Here is a 14,395-nt window from a genome sequence, read left to right as displayed (position 1 = left end):
AAAAGATGACTAAATGTCATCTTGGTAAACAGGAATATTTCGATATTCCTGTTTTATTTTGTTTTCATGATAGATACAAGTAAGTAATGAAGCAGTTTTAAGTTCTAAATCAAAAGCTGGATGATCAAGTTTAGATGCATTAGTTACAATTTGATAAGTACAGGTCTTTTTTATTTGATTTAAATAATGTTGTCCTTTTTGATTCATTTTTAAAATATGTAAATAATCAATAGGTGGTATATTATTCATTTCTGTTTTTGTATTATTCATTAAAATATGCAGCAACATTCTTTGAATTCTTAAAGATGTATAGCGTTTACTTGTTAAACTAAAAACAAGTTCATCATAATGATTCACTTTAACAATGACTTTCTTTAATAAATATTCAATACCTTCATCTACTAAATGAATGTTTTTTAGTTCTTGTAGTGAAGAAATCATGATTTTATATTTTAATAAAGGAAAGAATTGTTCTTGAAAGTAGAAAGATGAATAATGTTCATTAAGTAGAAAATGTTTTACATCTTTATTTTGTTTAAGTGCTAAACGTAATGCTGTCGCACTACTGATTTGTTTGATGGTTTGGTCATGATAATCATTTGTTCTTTTTAAACAATGCAAGTGAATAGGATAATGATTAAAGATTACTTCTTTTACATATCCTAGTCCTAATAAATCATTAGGGGTAGTGACTGTTTTATTTAATAATTTTGATAGGGCTTGATTACAAGCATCAGGGTAACGGAAACCTTGTTTCATATATTGTTTAACACTGTTATCATATTGTTCTTGATGATGATCAATAGCATAGGCAATTTCTTTGAATTCATCAGTATTTCCTGATTCACTGCCAAATACTAAATCTGTACATCCTAAATGATAAAGTAGATCAATTGCACCTTTGCAAAAATAATCAGCACTTTGATTGACATAATAAAATGGTAATTCAACAACTAAATCAATACCATATTTAATAGCAATCTCACTTCTTTTAAATTTATCAACAATGGCTACTTCTCCACGTTGAACAAAATGACCAGACATAATCGCAATTGTATAATCAGGTTGGATTAATTCTTTTGCCTTTTGAATATGATAAAGATGACCGGTATGAAAAGGATTGTATTCTACAATTAAACCTAATACTTTCATGATGATACCTTCTTTGCAGATGTTTTAATGACTTTAATGACTTTAAATAACGTAGAAACCAGTAAAATAGCTAAAGCTAAAGCAAATGCAATCGCAATTGTATTGAGTAAACTACTTACAAATAAGTCATTATTACCTTGAATAAGATAAAGCATGGTTTGATAGATTCCCTTTCCAGGAACGAGAGGGAAACAACCAATAATAATAAAAATCGTTGCTGGAGCTTTAAGTAAACGCGCCATGATTTCACTATATAAAGCAACACAACTCATTGCAATTAAATTAGCCAATACATCTCCATATGATTGAATTGTAAGTAGATAGATAATCCATCCCAGACTTCCTCCTAAAGAACCAATAATAGCAAAACGAGGATGATGATGGATACGAAAGACAAAGGCAAAACCAATACATGCAAAAAAAGCACTGAGACATTGAATAATTTGTTCCATTATATTAATCCTTTCAATAAGACAAGCATACTCCCTACACCTAATGCAATAGCAGTAGCTGTTAAAAAAGCTTCTAACATTCTCGCTTGACCAGAAATATAATCTCCAGACATAATGTCCCTTAAACTATTAGTAATAGCCATTCCGGGAACTAAAACCATTAAACAGCCAATAATTGTAGATTGTAATAAATGAATAAGATGAAAATGATAGCTTATGATAGCACAGGCGGATAAAATCATACTTGTTACCATGGTTCTAACAAGAGCATTGATTTCTAGAATTTCATGGAGCCAAACTACAAAATAGGTAATAAAACCAATAATTGTTGCAGCTACAAACTCTGACAAGCCCCCACCAAAGAATACAGCAAAAAAACCTGCTCCAATACCATATCCTAAAAAAACAAGCTTCATTTTTTCAGGTAAATTTTTAATACGCTCTATTTCTTTTTTTATATAATTTTCATCAGGTTGATATTGACATATATAGCGAACGAGATTATTTAATTCGTAAACACAATCTAGATTGGTCCTGTTTTGAATGGTTCTTATAATAATAGATGGTGAAGAACCATCATGAAGAGTAGCGCCTAAAGTAAAATAAGAAGGTAATGCAAAAACCCCAATATCCTTAAAGCCATAGCTTTTGCACATTCTTTTAAGACTTTCTTCTACACGATATATTTCAGCGCTATGTCTAAGTAATAATCTGCCAATTTCACCAATACATTTAAATAATTCATGTTCGTTCATATTATCACCTCAGAATAAAAGTATACCAATATTTTTTTGTTTATAAAAGAGATAAAATAGTAAAAGTAAATGAAAAACTTTGCGTAATGAGTTGTTTTTTATCTTTATTTATATTATAAATGATATGATAAAGAAAATAATAAAATGATTGAATATAGATATAGGAGAATATATGGAAAGATTACAAAAATATATTGCTGCTAGTGGATATACCTCTAGAAGAAAAGCAGAAGAATTAATCAGACAGGGACGTGTTTGTGTCAATGGTCAAGTTGTACAAGAAATGGGAACAAAAGTAAAACAAGGTGATATTGTGACTGTTGATGGTGAAATGATTGTTGGTGAAAATAAAGTATATTATTTATTTTATAAACCTAAAGGATGTGTTTGTACTTTAGATGATGAATTTGATCGTAAAAAGGTTGTAGACTTTTTTGAAGACGTTGAAGAAAGAATTTATCCTGTAGGACGTTTGGATTTTGATACAACAGGAGCATTAATTATGTCTAATGATGGTGAATTTGCTAATATGATTATGCATCCTCGATCACATTTAGAAAAGATTTATGAAGTGACAATTAAAGGATTAATTAAAGGTGAAGATTTACATCGATTAGAAAAAGGAATTTATATTGACGGAGCTAAAACAATTCCTTGTAAAATTAAAGTTACTTTTAAAGATATGGAACATAAATCAACAGTTCTATTAATTAAATTATATGAAGGAAAAAACAGACAAGTTAAAAAAATGTTTGAAAGTGTAGGACATCCAGTTAAAAGATTACATCGTGTATCTGTTGGATGTGTTAATTTAAAAGGATTAAAGCCTGGACAATATCGACGTTTAAAACCTCAAGAAGTAAAAGACTTAAAAGCACTTGTCAATAAATAAAATGATAGTGTTATTTTGACATTATTTTTATCACCGGTGGTATATAGTAGTTAAAGGTGATGAAAGTGAGAGTACAAGTTATTGATCCACAAAATACAATTCAATGTGGAATATGTCATGCCCAGGGTGATTGGGTAAAAAAATTAGATGTAGGTGGAATTTATGGATTATATTGTTTAAAGTGTGATACTTTAACGGTATATGAACCAATAAAAACGAAGTATGTTTATAATGCATTTAAAAAAGAGTGTTTAAAACAAAAAAATTTATTTCAACAATTTCAAGATACTGTTGACAATAAAAAATAATCATTTAAAATAATGATGTAAATTAAAAAAGCAATGATTTAGGATATGTTTTATAATATTTTGATTTAGAGAAAAGGTGGCTGGTGAAAACCTTAGAGAAAATTATAAAGTACTCCCTAATAGGCTGCACTTGAAAAAGATGTCGTTAACTGCGTTAAAGTTTTGAGGCTTTTTAAGCAAATTAAGGTGGTACCACGAAACTCTCGTCCTTTGGATGAGAGTTTTTTTAATCATTGTATAAGATGGAGGAATAAAAATGATCGATTTTAAAGAAAATGAACAATTAAGTACATTAAATCACTCATGTGCTCATGTGATGGCACAAGCTATTAAACACTTATATCCTCAAGCTAAGTTTTGGGTAGGACCTGTTGTTTCTGAAGGATTCTACTATGATGTAGATTTAGGTGATCAAGTTGTAAGTGATGAAGATATTGCTAAAATTGAAAAAGAAATGAAAAAAATCTGCAAAGATGGAAAAAGAATTGTAAGACGTGAAATTTCTAAAGCAGAAGCTTTAGAAATGTTTAAAGATGATGAGTATAAATTAGATTTAATTTCTCATTTAGAAGATGGCAATATTACATGTTATAGTCAAGGAGATTTTACAGATTTATGCCGTGGACCACACGTAGAAACAGTAAAAATGTGTAAGAATTTTAAATTAATAAAACATTCTGGTGCTTATTGGAAAGGTGATAAAGATAACAAAGTACTACAACGTATTTATGGTGTATGTTTTCCAACAGCAGAACAGTTAGAAGAACATTTAAAATTATTAGAAGAAGCCAAAGAAAGAGATCATCGTAAAATTGGTAAAGACATGGAATTATTCATGGTCGATGATTTAATTGGTAGAGGTTTACCAATGTACTTACCAAAAGGATATGCTATCTGGCAAAAATTAGAAAGCTATATTAAACGTAAAGAAAAGAAACTTGGCTATTTACATGTTTTAACTCCTGCAGTAGGAACAGTTAATTTATATAAAACTTCAGGACATTGGGATCATTATAAAGAAAATATGTTTCCTCAAATGGAAATGGATGGAGAATCATTTGTTTTAAGACCTATGAACTGTCCACATCATATGATGATTTATGCTAACAAATTACATTCATATAAAAATTTACCAATTCGTATTGGTGAAATAGCTCATGATTTTAGATATGAAGCAAGTGGAGCTGTTAAAGGGATTGAAAGAGGAAGACATTTCTGTCAAAATGATGCTCATATCTTTGTGACTCCAGACCAAATTAAGTCTGAATTTAAGGGTGTTATTGATTTAATTTTAGATGTTTATAAAGATTTTAATATTACTGATTATCGCTGTGTATTATCACTTAGAGACCCAAATGATAAAAAGAAATATCATGATGATGATGAAATGTGGAATAAGGCTGAAAATGAATTACGTGAAGTTATGAATGAATTAGGTATTGAATATACTGAAGAAATTGGTGAAGCTGCTTTCTATGGTCCTAAATTAGATGTTAATGTTAAACCAGCAATTGGTAATGAAATTACACTATCTACATGTCAATTAGATTTCTGTTTACCAGCTAAATTTGATTTAACTTATGTTGATGCAGATGGTTCTAAAAAAACACCTGTTGTATTACACCGTGCTATTTTAGGTTCATTAGACCGTTTTATGGCTTATATTCTTGAAGAAACAAAGGGAAATTTACCTTTATGGTTAGCTCCTGTACAAGTCAAAGTATTACCAGTTAAAAATGAATATCATTTAGATTACGCTAATGAAATTTATGAAAGACTTTTAGATGAAGGATTTGAAGTTGAAATTGATCAACGTGATGAAAAACTAGGATATCGTATTCGTGAAGCACAAATGCAAAAAGCAAACTATATCTTGGTTTTAGGTAATAATGAACGTGATGAAAAAACTGTAACATATCGTAAACACGGGGAACAAAAGGCAACAACAGTTCCTGTAGATGAATTCATTGATATGTTAAAACAACAAATTAAAGATAAAAGATAATGACAAAGACCTCTTGATAGAGGTCTTTATTTTGTTAATGATTTGTTCAAATATTTATACTATAATAAAAGAAATGGGAGGACAAGATATGAAAGAATATTTAGCCTTTGATGTAGGTGGAACATCTGTAAAATATGCTTTAGTCAATCAAGATGGACAAGTTCGCTTAGCGAGTAAATTTAAAACACCTGATACTTTAGAAAAAATGTATCAAGAAATTGAAAAAGTAGCAAAAGAGAATGAAAATGTTGAGGGGATTGCTTTATCAATGCCAGGTGCGGTAGCAAGTGATGAAGGAGTTATTTATGGTTCTAGTGCTATAGATTATATTCATGGTCCTAATATTAAAGAAGATTTGCAAAAACGATTAAATAAAGCTGTAGAATTAGAAAATGATGCTAATTGTGCAGCCTTGGCAGAAGTTTGGCAAGGTGTTGCCCGTGATGAAAATGACTGCTGTTTTATTGTTAGTGGGACAGGAATTGGGGGTTCTGTTATAAAAGATCGACATGTTCATCATGGTCATGCATTACATGGTGGGGAATTTGGTTATATGATTACAAGATATGATCAAGATGAAAAGAAATACTATACATGGTCAGATGATGGCTCTACGGTTGCTGTAACCAAAAGAATTGCTAAGGAATTAGGAATTGATTATCATGAATTGGATGGAAAAGAAATTTTTGATCACGCTAGTGAAAATGAAGTATATAAAAAATATGTAGATGAATTTTATCGTACGCTTGCTATGGGAATTTATAATTTACAATATGCTTATGATCCAAGTATGATTATTATTGGTGGTGCTATCTCTACAAGAGCAGATTTATTAGATTGTGTAAATGAACAATTAGACATTATTTTTTCACAGTTAACACATGCTCATGTAAGACCGAATATTAAAGTATGTAAGTTTGGCAATGATGCTAATTTAATTGGTGCAACATATCATTATAAACAAGTTCATGAGGGGGATCAAAATGAATAAATCGATACCTAGAATTAATACACAACTGAGAAGTCATACAATATTAGTGCCAGAAATATATCGCGAAGCAACGGGCGTGTTAATTAATGGAAAAAGAATTAAATCATTGGTTTTTTCAACTGATGTAGCTGTTATTGCTAATTGTAATGCTGATGCTGTCATTGCAGTCTATCCTTTTACACCAACGATTCAAATTACCCAAGCTATTATATCAGTGGCTCAAAGACCAGTCTTTGTTGGTGTTGGCGGTGGAACAACAGCCGGTAAAAGAGTGGAATCTATTGCTTTAGATGCAGAATTACATGGAGCGACAGCCGTCGTTTTAAATGCGCCTACTGCTACAGAGTTTGTACAAAATTTAGCTCAAGATATTGATATTCCTGTTGTTTTAACAATTGTTTCTTTAAATGAAGATTTGGAAGAAAGAATGTTGCATACAAATGCTAATATTATTAATGTTTCTGGGGGAAAAGAAACAGTTAAAATTGTTAAAAAATTAAGAGAGATAGATCCTGATTTTCCAATTATTGCGACAGGTGGACCTAGTGAGGAAACTGTAAGAGAAGTTATTGAGGCAGGTGCTAATGCAGTGACCTTTACACCTCCTACTAATGGAGAAATATTTAAAGGAATGATGGAAGAATATCGTCATCGTTATGACTAATATGGTAAAAAATGACTAAGGTCATTTTTTATTTTGATGACAATAAGATGGTTTTTCTATATAATGGAACAAGAGGTGAAATGAATGAAACAATATTTAGATATGTGTCAATATATTCTTGATCATGGTCAAGATCGTGATGATCGTACAGGTACTGGAACACGTAGTGTTTTTGGATACCAAACGCGATATAATTTATTAGATGGTTTTCCATTAATGACAACTAAAAAAATGTTTTTAAGACCGATTGCTGAAGAGTTGCTTTGGTTCATTAAAGGAGATACAAATATAAAATATTTAGTTGATCGTAATGTAAAAATTTGGAATGAATGGCCTTATGAAGCTTTTAAAAAATCTGATGATTTTCATGGGGAAACTTTAGAACAATTTGTAACTAAAATTAAAGAATTACCAGAGGATGATCCTTTTGTTGTAAAATATGGCGAATTAGGTCCTGTTTATGGTAGACAATGGCGTAATTTTAATAACGAAGGTGTAGATCAAGTTGCTAAACTTGTGGATTCTTTAAAAAATAATCCATTTTCTAGAAGACATATTATTTGTGCATGGAATCCCGCAGAAGTCGATGAGATGGCTTTACCACCATGTCATGCTTTTTTACAATTCTATGTTTCTAATGATAAAAAATATCTATCTTGTCAACTTTATCAAAGAAGCGCAGATACTTTTTTAGGTGTTCCTTTTAATATTGCATCATATGCTTTATTTACTGCTATGTTAGCTCAAGTATGCGGTTATCAAGCTAAAGAATTTGTACATACTATTGGTGATGCTCATATTTATAAAAATCATTTTGATGTTGTAAAAGAACAACTATCAAGAGAACCTTTACCAAAATGTCAATTAATATTAAATTCAGAAGTAAAATCAATCTTTGATTTTACGATTGATGATATTAAGATAGAAAACTATCAATCTTATGGGAAATTAGTAGGGAAGGTAAGTGTCTAATGATTAGTATTATTGTAGCGACGGATCAAAATTTATTAATTGGGAAAAAGGATTCTAAAAATGGAATGCCATGGCATAATTCAGAAGATTTAAAACATTTTAAAGCAGTTACTACTGAGCAAACAATTGTAATGGGTGCTTCTACTTATAAAGCAATAGGTAGACCTTTGCCAAATCGAAAAACAATCGTTGTCACACGAAAAGGATTAGATGATAATCGTGTGGAAGTAAGAAATGATTTGATTTCCTTGATTAAGGAATATCAAGAAAATAATGAGGACTTATATATTTGTGGGGGTGCAAGTATTTATAAACAAGCTTTACCTTATTGTGATCAACTCATCATTTCACGTATTCCAGGTGTTCATGAAGGAGAAACTTATTTTCCATCTTTTGAAGACCATGAATTTAAATTAGTAGAAGAAAAACAAATGGAAACATTTGTTTTACAAATATATAATAAGGAGAATCAATAATGAAAAGAATTGCTTTAGCTGTAATCAGAAGTCTATTTCAACTTCCTTATTGGTGGTTTGTTAAAGTTAAAAAACTATCCAATCATGATAAATATTCGTTAAGCGATGCTTATGCTTTTATTCATAAAATTGTTTTTACAATTACCAGAAGATGCCGTGTGACACTAGAATGTTATGGCTTAGAAAACTTGCCTAAAGAAGATGGTTATTTGTTAACGCCTAACCATCAAGGTTTATTTGATCCCTTAGCTATTTTTCAAACTCATGAAAAACCTATTCGAGCTATTGTAAAAAAAGAATTAGCATCTACAATTTTAGTTAAAGATGTAATCAATATGCTACAATATGTTCCTATGGATAGAAGTAATATTAGAGAATCAGCTAAAGTGATTAAATATGTAGCTGATGAAATATCAAGAGGACAAAATTTCTTTGTTTTCCCAGAAGGAACAAGATCAAAAAAACAAAATGAGATTTTAGATTTTAAAGGTGGTACTTTTAAAATTGCAACAAAGTCAAAAGCACCAATTGTTCCTGTAGCTATGATAGATTGTTATAAAGTATTTGATAATAATACAATAAAGAAAACAACGGCTCAAATTCATTATCTTAAACCACTTTATTATGATGAATATAAAGATATGAAAACAAATGAGATTGCTCAATGTGTCCATGATCGAATTCAAGAATGTATACGTGAAAACCAAAAAGGATAGACATATCCTTTTTTTATGTTATAATCTATTTAGAAATTTATCTAAATATAAAGGTGATTAAATGGAATTTGTGAAAACATTTAAAGCTTTGTCTGATCCTGTACGACGAGATATTTTAATATTACTAAAAGATGGACAACTCTCGGCAGGGGAAATTGCAGGACATTTTGATATGACTCAAGCTACAATTTCTTATCATTTATCAAAACTTAAACAAGCTGATTTGATTTATGAAACAAAGTATAAAAATTATATTTATTATGAAATTAATACATCAGTATTTGAAGAAGTGATGTTATGGTTTAGCCAATTTGGAGGAAAAGAAAATGAAAATTAATAAAAAAGATTTATTTATGACAACTTTGGTTTGTATTTTACCTATGATTTTTGGAGCCTTTGTCTATGAATCTTTACCAGCTCATATGCCTATTCATTGGAATTTATCAGGAAAAATTGATGGTTACGCTAGTAAGATGTTTGTTGTTTTTGGATTACCATTATTAATGGTTTTATTACAATGGATCTGTTTGTTCTTTGCTTGTCATGATCCTAAAAAACCAAACTATCCAGAAAAGATGAAACAATTACTTTTATGGATTATCCCTAGTATTGCATGTATTTTGCAAATTATGACTTATTTAGTTTGTTTTGGTTACGATATTGCTATAGAAACGATTGTACCAGTATTAGTAGGAATCATTTTTATTTTAATTGGAAATTATTTACCTAAAGTCAAACAAAATTATACTTTGGGTATACGTTTACCATGGACTTTAAATGATAAAACGAATTGGTTAAAAACAAATCGTTTGACAGGCTATATTATGGTTATCGGTGGATTTACTATTATTGCTTCTTTTACGATTAATAAGATTTTTGAAGTTTTTATCGGTGTTGTTGTGATTTTGATTATAGTACCAACAGTTTATTCATATTTGTTATATAAAAAAGGAAATAAACATGAAAATTAGAGTCAATGATGTTGAATTATATTATGAGGTAACTGGTCAGGGTAGACCACTGATTATGATTCATGGTAATGGAGAAGACCATCATATTTTTGATATAGCTAACCAGGAGTTAAAGAAGTATTTCCAAGTTTATTTAGTAGATAGTCGAGGACATGGATCAAGTAGTAAAATCAATTCATATCATTATCAAGATATGGCTTTGGATATTAGAGAAATGATTATTCAATTAGATTTAAAAGATGTCATTTATTATGGATATAGTGATGGTGGTGTTGTAGGATTATTACTTGCTAGTCAATATCCTCAGTTAATAAGCAAACTCATTGTTTCGGGTGCTAATCTTCATCCTCGGGGTGTGGCTCAAGAATGTTATCAAGAAATGAAAACAGAATACAAAAAAACCAAAAGTCCACTTATTAAAATGATGTTAGAGGAGCCTCATATTGATAGTCGTGATTTAAAACAAATTCAGGCATCTACGCTTATTTTAGCAGGAGAGCATGATTTGATTTTAGAGGAACATACAAGAAAGATTGCAAGACATATTCCTCGTAGTCAATTAGAAATCATACCGGGAGAAGATCATGGTAGTTATATTGTAGATAGTCGAAAAATTGCTCACTATATTATTGATTTTATAAAAAAAGATGATTGTTGCCATCGTTGAAACGATGACAACATCATCTTTTTAAATATAGTCTTTTTCTTTTGCAAGTTGAAGATATTTGTTTTGATCAGGATTTAAAATACAATTGGGTTCATATAAATAAGAATTAATCACATCACATAATTTGAGAAGTTCACTATAATCATCATGATGTTGTTTTTTATTTGAATGATTCTTAATAGCCTTTTCAACTATGCTGATTTCTTTTTCGTTAAATAATTGAGTGGCTTCTAAAATATTTTTAGCTAAAATAGCACTACGAGAAGCATGATCAAAATGACTATGATCTTTGTATATAGTTAAATCATGTAATAATCCCATGATACCCGCTAATTCATTATCTAGCTTTTCTTTTCTTGCTAAAATGATACAAAGTTCACTGACACCTAGAAGATGGCGATAAGCTTGTTTTTTCTTGTTGCCAAAACATTCTTTTTCTAGTAGTTGGTAAACATAGTCTTCTATTATATCATATCGGTTCATCGTCTTAGTCCTTTAGGAAATAAGTTTTTTACTTGCTGATTACTTTCTTTATAGAAAGAAAGGGGATAACCATCAACAAAAATAACACCATATCCCTTATCACCATGACCTTTTAAAGTTAATCCTTTAATATAATCTTGAACTTCCTGACTATCTTTTGAAAAATCATAATATCTTTTTACATCTTTTTTTTCTAATGTTAAAGCAAGAGATAAACTTGGTTCAAATCTTCCTTTTTTACATTCTCCTAAGTAAAGTCCATTTTTGATGACTTTAATTTTATTCAAATCTGGAAATTGAGGTCTAATTGCATAAATATGTTGCTGAGATTGAAATAAATATGGCGGCACATCAATATTAAGATGATCATGATAAAATGTTTCAACAAGTTTTAATTGTTCTCTTGTAATATTGGGTTTTAAAATCTTAGGTTTTTCAACCAGTGTATCTGTTGTTTTTTTAACAACAGCAATGAATTGCCCTTCACCACGATTATGATGAGGATACATACGGACAGTTCCCGGACAAAGTGTGCTTTCTGTCATACCTGGTTCTTGATGGATAGGAATCACTTCCATGTTTAATTTGTTGACCATGTAATTGACTTGTGCTTCGTTTTCTTCTACAGAATATGTACATGTAGAATAGACTAAAACACCATCTTTTTTTAATAATTTATAAGCTTGATCAATTAAGTTTCTTTGAATATAAGCACACTCCTGTACTTTTTGTAATGACCATGTTTCAATTGCTTCATCATCTTTTCTAAACATGCCTTCTCCTGAACAGGGAGCATCTAGGATGACTTTATCAAAGAAACCAGGTAATGAAAAACGTAATGGATCAACATTTGTAACAATTGTATTTTTTAAGCCAAAGCGTTCAATATTACTTGCTAGAATATGTGCCCTCAATTTATTAATGTCATTAGCAATCATTAAGCCATCTTGATTTAATTGACTAGCAAGATAACAAGTTTTTCCTCCAGGAGCACCACACATATCTAAAATGTAGTCATCTTTGTTTACTTGAATTGTGTTTGCGACAGCCATGGCACTAGGTTCTTGAATATAATATAAGCCACACATAAAATAAGGACTTTTTCCTAGTGGCTCTTTTTCATAATCAAAATAATAGCCACGAGGTATGTAAGGATGTGGTGTAATATGTTCTTGATTCAAATGATTCAGTACATCTTTTTTTAAAGGATTAAGATAAAATCCTTTAACGGGTGGTTGATTTAATGATGCAATAAAATCATCATATTCGTCATTTAATAATTCTTTCATTCTATCTAAAAATAATTGATTCATTTTTTTACCTCATTCATTAAGTTATATTTATTATATAAACTAATGAATATAAAGTAAATATTTTATCCCCTTGTCAAGAATAATAATCCTTGTTATAATAACTATCGGACACAAATTATATGCCGCTGTGGCGAAATTGGCAGACGCACTTGACTCAAAATCAAGCGGAGTAATCCGTGCCGGTTCAAGTCCGGCCAGCGGTACCATAGAAAAATAACTCTCCTTTAGGAGAGTTTTTAATATGCTTTAGTATCCAATAAATCAAGATATTTTTTAAAAGCACTACTTTTTTTACGACTGCTTGGGATAAGGATAACATCATTTAAAAGATGATATTGAAATAAAGATGCTTTTTTTATTTTGTGATAATTAATAAGAATACTTTTGTGGATTGAAAGAAAATCAAGATGTTCAAGTTTATTTTCATATTTATAAAGTTCTTTTTGACAGGCAATATATTCTTGATCTTTTAGATGAACATGAACTTGACCATAATATGATTCTAAATAATAAATATCTTGAACAGGAATATGAAGATAATGATCTTGGTCATAGACTTTAATAAAACGACTATGATTATGATATGTTAGCCAATAATCAATACAACGATTGATATCTTCTAACTGATAGGGTTTAAATAACAATTTAACATCATTGAGATGACGTAATGTCTGATTTCTTGTGGTAAGAATAATAGGAATATCAGGATAGAGTTCTTTAATAATAAGGAGCGTTGTTGACTGACAACTTTCACTATTAATAAAGAAATAGGAATAAGATATATTTTTAAATAAGAACTGAATAAATTCATCTTCATTATTAAATTTAAAGATAAATAATTCTCTAGATAATTCTGAGTTTTTCAAAATTAAGGTTGATAAATGATTTAAATCATGATCATTTTGATCAAATAATGCAATTTTCATAAATTTCTCCTAAAACGACTAAGATGAAAGCAAAATCAAACTAACATTGATAGGAATAACATTCAATAATTATTACCTATAAATCAAATGTAACGACATGAAATACATCGTAATGACAATAAAAATTTATAAAATTGAGATAAAATCATTGACATAGAAGACAATTATAGATAAAATAACATCAACATTTGATATAAATACTGTGAAAAGAACTAGTAAACATTCATTTGAAATGTAGAGATTTCTTGGTTGGTGAAAAAGAAAATGAAAGTGATTGTTGAATTCGTCTTGGAGTAGAGTGTTGAACTGATAGTAGGCATCTCCGGTAATCACCGTTATATGATAAAAGTATGTTAGTACTTGATGAGGCTTATATAGTAATATATAAGTAAACTAAGGTGGTATCACGAAGCAATGCTCTCGTCCTTTATGGATGAGAGTTTTTTATTTATATCAAATAGAAAATAAGGGGGAAATAAAAATGATTATTGTAATGAAAACAACAGCAAAAGCTGAAGATGTTAAAAAAGTATCAAAAATGGTAGAAGACAAAGGATTAAGAGTTAGCGTTGTAAACGGAACTGGTCAAACTGTTATTGGAATGATTGGTGATACAACAAAAGTAGATCCAGAACAAATCGAAGTAGATCCA

The 14,395-nt window shown here is 29.7% G+C and carries 17 protein-coding genes, 1 tRNA gene, 1 pseudogene and 1 other annotated feature; of the genes and pseudogenes, 13 read left to right on the top strand and 6 right to left on the bottom strand.

The features are described 5' to 3' along the window. Nucleotides 1–9: 9 nt before the first annotated feature. From DWZ53_RS06660 to DWZ53_RS06650, 3 genes are read right to left on the bottom strand one after another with little or no spacing between them, the layout of a single operon-like run. The gene (locus DWZ53_RS06660; RefSeq protein ID WP_118432915.1) at nucleotides 10–1,152 is read right to left on the bottom strand and encodes a nucleotidyltransferase; all 1,143 of its coding nucleotides are present in this window, start codon (nucleotides 1,150–1,152) and stop codon (nucleotides 10–12) included. Continuing rightward, nucleotides 1,149–1,604, bottom strand: coding sequence for a threonine/serine exporter family protein (locus DWZ53_RS06655; RefSeq protein ID WP_118432914.1), 456 nt, complete (start codon nucleotides 1,602–1,604; stop codon nucleotides 1,149–1,151). Before DWZ53_RS06655 ends, DWZ53_RS06660 begins: the two co-directional genes overlap by 4 nt. Further along, complete coding sequence (locus DWZ53_RS06650) at nucleotides 1,604–2,359, bottom strand: threonine/serine exporter ThrE family protein (RefSeq protein ID WP_118432913.1); 756 nt, start codon at nucleotides 2,357–2,359, stop codon at nucleotides 1,604–1,606. The genes DWZ53_RS06655 and DWZ53_RS06650 overlap by 1 nt, the downstream gene beginning before the upstream one ends. Before the next feature lie 172 nt (nucleotides 2,360–2,531). Here DWZ53_RS06650 and DWZ53_RS06645 point away from each other — a divergent pair, with 172 nt between their 5' ends. The 11 genes from DWZ53_RS06645 to DWZ53_RS06595 all read left to right on the top strand — a co-directional run bounded on the left by DWZ53_RS06645 (nucleotide 2,532) and on the right by DWZ53_RS06595 (nucleotide 11,021). Beyond that, nucleotides 2,532–3,251 (top strand): pseudouridine synthase, encoded by a 720-nt coding sequence (locus tag DWZ53_RS06645; RefSeq protein ID WP_118432912.1) that lies wholly within the window; start codon nucleotides 2,532–2,534, stop codon nucleotides 3,249–3,251. A 59-nt stretch (nucleotides 3,252–3,310) separates the two neighbouring features. After that, a complete protein-coding gene (locus DWZ53_RS06640) occupies nucleotides 3,311–3,559 on the top strand; it encodes a hypothetical protein (protein ID WP_118432911.1) in 249 nt (82 codons plus the stop codon). A 256-nt stretch (nucleotides 3,560–3,815) separates the two neighbouring features. After that, entirely contained in the window at nucleotides 3,816–5,564 is a 1,749-nt protein-coding gene (gene thrS / locus DWZ53_RS06635; RefSeq protein ID WP_118432910.1) for a threonine--tRNA ligase, read from the top strand. An 88-nt stretch (nucleotides 5,565–5,652) separates the two neighbouring features. Beyond that, nucleotides 5,653–6,555, top strand: coding sequence for an ROK family protein (locus tag DWZ53_RS06630; RefSeq protein ID WP_118432909.1), 903 nt, complete (start codon nucleotides 5,653–5,655; stop codon nucleotides 6,553–6,555). Continuing rightward, nucleotides 6,548–7,219 carry a hydrolase gene (locus tag DWZ53_RS06625; RefSeq protein ID WP_118432908.1) on the top strand — a complete coding sequence of 224 codons (672 nt, stop codon included), beginning with the start codon at nucleotides 6,548–6,550 and terminating at the stop codon, nucleotides 7,217–7,219. The genes DWZ53_RS06630 and DWZ53_RS06625 overlap by 8 nt, the downstream gene beginning before the upstream one ends. 84 nt (nucleotides 7,220–7,303) lie before the next feature. Beyond that, nucleotides 7,304–8,191, top strand: coding sequence for a thymidylate synthase (gene thyA, locus DWZ53_RS06620; RefSeq protein WP_118432907.1), 888 nt, complete (start codon nucleotides 7,304–7,306; stop codon nucleotides 8,189–8,191). Beyond that, nucleotides 8,191–8,667, top strand: coding sequence for a dihydrofolate reductase (locus tag DWZ53_RS06615; protein WP_118432906.1), 477 nt, complete (start codon nucleotides 8,191–8,193; stop codon nucleotides 8,665–8,667). The genes thyA and DWZ53_RS06615 overlap by 1 nt, the downstream gene beginning before the upstream one ends. Continuing rightward, complete coding sequence (locus DWZ53_RS06610) at nucleotides 8,667–9,383, top strand: 1-acyl-sn-glycerol-3-phosphate acyltransferase (RefSeq protein WP_118432905.1); 717 nt, start codon at nucleotides 8,667–8,669, stop codon at nucleotides 9,381–9,383. The genes DWZ53_RS06615 and DWZ53_RS06610 overlap by 1 nt, the downstream gene beginning before the upstream one ends. A gap of 61 nt (nucleotides 9,384–9,444) precedes the next feature. Beyond that, entirely contained in the window at nucleotides 9,445–9,720 is a 276-nt protein-coding gene (locus DWZ53_RS06605; RefSeq protein ID WP_118432904.1) for an autorepressor SdpR family transcription factor, read from the top strand. Beyond that, nucleotides 9,710–10,354, top strand: coding sequence for an SdpI family protein (locus DWZ53_RS06600; RefSeq protein ID WP_118432903.1), 645 nt, complete (start codon nucleotides 9,710–9,712; stop codon nucleotides 10,352–10,354). The genes DWZ53_RS06605 and DWZ53_RS06600 overlap by 11 nt, the downstream gene beginning before the upstream one ends. After that, entirely contained in the window at nucleotides 10,344–11,021 is a 678-nt protein-coding gene (locus DWZ53_RS06595) for an alpha/beta fold hydrolase (protein ID WP_118432902.1), read from the top strand. Before DWZ53_RS06600 ends, DWZ53_RS06595 begins: the two co-directional genes overlap by 11 nt. A gap of 21 nt (nucleotides 11,022–11,042) precedes the next feature. Here DWZ53_RS06595 and DWZ53_RS06590 read toward each other — a convergent pair whose 3' ends face one another. Next, a complete protein-coding gene (locus DWZ53_RS06590) occupies nucleotides 11,043–11,504 on the bottom strand; it encodes an HD domain-containing protein (RefSeq protein WP_118432901.1) in 462 nt (153 codons plus the stop codon). Next, on the bottom strand, nucleotides 11,501–12,817 hold the full coding sequence (locus tag DWZ53_RS06585) for an RsmB/NOP family class I SAM-dependent RNA methyltransferase (RefSeq protein ID WP_118432900.1): 1,317 nt from the start codon (nucleotides 12,815–12,817) through the stop codon (nucleotides 11,501–11,503). Before DWZ53_RS06585 ends, DWZ53_RS06590 begins: the two co-directional genes overlap by 4 nt. A 121-nt stretch (nucleotides 12,818–12,938) precedes the next feature. On the opposite strand from DWZ53_RS06585, the gene DWZ53_RS06580 reads away from it, so the two are divergent. Beyond that, nucleotides 12,939–13,023 (top strand) — tRNA-Leu (locus tag DWZ53_RS06580). A 30-nt stretch (nucleotides 13,024–13,053) separates the two neighbouring features. Here DWZ53_RS06580 and DWZ53_RS06575 read toward each other — a convergent pair. After that, nucleotides 13,054–13,743 carry a LytTR family DNA-binding domain-containing protein gene (locus DWZ53_RS06575; RefSeq protein ID WP_118432899.1) on the bottom strand — a complete coding sequence of 230 codons (690 nt, stop codon included), beginning with the start codon at nucleotides 13,741–13,743 and terminating at the stop codon, nucleotides 13,054–13,056. A gap of 193 nt (nucleotides 13,744–13,936) precedes the next feature. Further along, nucleotides 13,937–14,174, top strand: a binding site (T-box leader). 2 nt (nucleotides 14,175–14,176) lie between these two features. Between DWZ53_RS06575 and DWZ53_RS06570 the strand changes: the two are divergent. Then, nucleotides 14,177–14,395: pseudogene (locus DWZ53_RS06570) on the top strand (hypothetical protein); the annotation flags it as partial.

It is taken from the genome of Coprobacillus sp. AF33-1AC, assembly GCF_003475785.1.
GTDB lineage: Bacteria > Bacillota_I > Bacilli_A > Erysipelotrichales > Coprobacillaceae > Faecalibacillus.
This window is presented reverse-complemented; position numbering and strand designations above follow the sequence as displayed.

Coding starts and splice junctions, on each gene's coding strand:
- DWZ53_RS06605 (WP_118432904.1), top strand. CDS start 9,445: ATGGAATTTGTGAAAACATTTAAAGCTTTGTCTGATCCTGTACGACGA.
- DWZ53_RS06640 (WP_118432911.1), top strand. CDS start 3,311: ATGAAAGTGAGAGTACAAGTTATTGATCCACAAAATACAATTCAATGT.
- DWZ53_RS06650 (WP_118432913.1), bottom strand. CDS start 2,359: ATGAACGAACATGAATTATTTAAATGTATTGGTGAAATTGGCAGATTA.
- DWZ53_RS06645 (WP_118432912.1), top strand. CDS start 2,532: ATGGAAAGATTACAAAAATATATTGCTGCTAGTGGATATACCTCTAGA.
- DWZ53_RS06630 (WP_118432909.1), top strand. CDS start 5,653: ATGAAAGAATATTTAGCCTTTGATGTAGGTGGAACATCTGTAAAATAT.
- DWZ53_RS06610 (WP_118432905.1), top strand. CDS start 8,667: ATGAAAAGAATTGCTTTAGCTGTAATCAGAAGTCTATTTCAACTTCCT.
- DWZ53_RS06590 (WP_118432901.1), bottom strand. CDS start 11,504: ATGAACCGATATGATATAATAGAAGACTATGTTTACCAACTACTAGAA.
- DWZ53_RS06595 (WP_118432902.1), top strand. CDS start 10,344: ATGAAAATTAGAGTCAATGATGTTGAATTATATTATGAGGTAACTGGT.
- thrS (WP_118432910.1), top strand. CDS start 3,816: ATGATCGATTTTAAAGAAAATGAACAATTAAGTACATTAAATCACTCA.
- DWZ53_RS06655 (WP_118432914.1), bottom strand. CDS start 1,604: ATGGAACAAATTATTCAATGTCTCAGTGCTTTTTTTGCATGTATTGGT.
- thyA (WP_118432907.1), top strand. CDS start 7,304: ATGAAACAATATTTAGATATGTGTCAATATATTCTTGATCATGGTCAA.
- DWZ53_RS06625 (WP_118432908.1), top strand. CDS start 6,548: ATGAATAAATCGATACCTAGAATTAATACACAACTGAGAAGTCATACA.
- DWZ53_RS06600 (WP_118432903.1), top strand. CDS start 9,710: ATGAAAATTAATAAAAAAGATTTATTTATGACAACTTTGGTTTGTATT.
- DWZ53_RS06615 (WP_118432906.1), top strand. CDS start 8,191: ATGATTAGTATTATTGTAGCGACGGATCAAAATTTATTAATTGGGAAA.
- DWZ53_RS06575 (WP_118432899.1), bottom strand. CDS start 13,743: ATGAAAATTGCATTATTTGATCAAAATGATCATGATTTAAATCATTTA.
- DWZ53_RS06585 (WP_118432900.1), bottom strand. CDS start 12,817: ATGAATCAATTATTTTTAGATAGAATGAAAGAATTATTAAATGACGAA.
- DWZ53_RS06660 (WP_118432915.1), bottom strand. CDS start 1,152: ATGAAAGTATTAGGTTTAATTGTAGAATACAATCCTTTTCATACCGGT.